Origin of the sequence: Neptuniibacter sp. (assembly GCF_024231755.1) — a bacterium.
Taxonomy (GTDB): domain Bacteria; phylum Pseudomonadota; class Gammaproteobacteria; order Pseudomonadales; family Balneatricaceae; genus Neptuniibacter.
Map to the genome: position 1 here is coordinate 1 of NZ_JAAEQH010000009.1, position 1385 is coordinate 1385.

Below are 1385 nucleotides of genomic sequence, written 5' to 3' on the forward strand. Positions count from 1 at the left end.
CGCGTCCTGCATGGAGAAGTTCCAGCGCTTAACACCACCCTGGAAACCTTTACCTTTGGACTGACCTGTTACGTCAACTTTCTGACCAGCTTCGAAGCGCGCAACAGTTAGCTCTTCGCCAACGTTGACTTCGTCGCCACCTGACAGGCGGAACTCCCACAAACCACGACCAGCTTCCACACCAGCTTTTGCGAAGTTACCTGCTTCTGGCTTAGAAAGGCGGTTAGCCTTCTTAGAACCAGTAGTAACCTGCACTGCTGTGTAGCCGTCGGTTTCTTCTGTTTTCACAGCAGTAACGCGGTTCGGTTCCACTTCGATGACGGTGACTGGCACGGATACGCCGTCTTCAGTGAAGACGCGAGTCATACCCGCTTTACGTCCGATAAGACCTACAGACATTTTCTTTTAAAACCTCTTGCCAGTTGTGTACGGGGCTGTTACCCACTACGGCTGCCCTTTCCAGAGCATTCCACACTAAATAAGCGCTTCATTAATTAAAATTAATTCTGCGCAGTTGCCTTATTAGCCGAGGCTGATCTGCACTTCAACACCCGCAGCAAGATCCAGCTTCATCAGTGCGTCAACTGTTTTTTCAGTTGGCTCAACGATGTCCAGAACACGCTTGTGAGTACGGATTTCATACTGATCACGTGCATCTTTGTTCACGTGAGGTGAAATCAGAACTGTATAGCGTTCTTTGCGAGTAGGAAGTGGGATCGGGCCACGTACTTGAGCGCCTGTTCTCTTTGCAGTATCTACGATTTCCTGCGCAGAAGAGTCGATCAAGCGATGATCAAAGGCTTTCAGACGAATACGAATTTTCTGATTCTGCATTTCGATCACACATTTCCAAATAATAAATTAACGGCATAAGCCGACCTCCCCCTATAATCAGGGGGACGCAAATATTACTGATCCAGAACCTCAAGGTCAATAGCAAGTAGAAATAATTTGCTCAAATAACAAGCAATTAAATAGGGGACAGATTTAAATCTACCCCCGAGCTAAAACCCCAGGCACAAAAAAGCCCTCACAAGGAGGGCTTTTTCAAATCAGCGAGTATTAATTACTCAACGATTTTAGATACAACGCCTGCACCTACTGTACGACCGCCTTCACGGATCGCAAAACGCAGACCTTCTTCCATCGCAACTGGGTTAATCAGGGTAACGTCCATCTGTACGTTATCACCTGGCATTACCATTTCTACACCCTCTGGCAGCTCACAAGCACCAGTGATGTCTGTTGTACGGAAGTAGAACTGTGGACGGTAGCCTTTGAAGAATGGAGTGTGACGACCGCCTTCTTCTTTGGACAGTACGTATACTTCACCTTCGAAACGAGTGTGAGGAGTGATAGAACCTGGAGCAGCCAGTACCTGACCA

The 1385-nt window shown here is 47.7% G+C and carries 2 protein-coding genes and 1 pseudogene; all 3 read right to left on the reverse strand.

Annotation, left to right across the window (positions count from 1 at the left end):
• Nucleotides 1-399: 50S ribosomal protein L3 (gene rplC, locus GY843_RS00365; protein WP_297305739.1), on the reverse strand; the 399-nt coding region annotated here is incomplete at its 3' end.
• Nucleotides 400-522: 123 nt separating this feature from the next.
• Nucleotides 523-834, reverse strand: coding sequence for a 30S ribosomal protein S10 (gene rpsJ, locus GY843_RS00370; protein ID WP_075174125.1), 312 nt, complete (start codon nt 832-834; stop codon nt 523-525).
• 232 nt (nt 835-1066) lie between these two features.
• Nucleotides 1067-1385, reverse strand: a pseudogene (tuf, locus tag GY843_RS00375) (elongation factor Tu); the annotation flags it as partial.

Excerpts from the sequence above, each read along its gene's own strand:
- rpsJ (WP_075174125.1), bottom strand. The coding sequence starts at position 834 with ATGCAGAATCAGAAAATTCGTATTCGTCTGAAAGCCTTTGATCATCGC.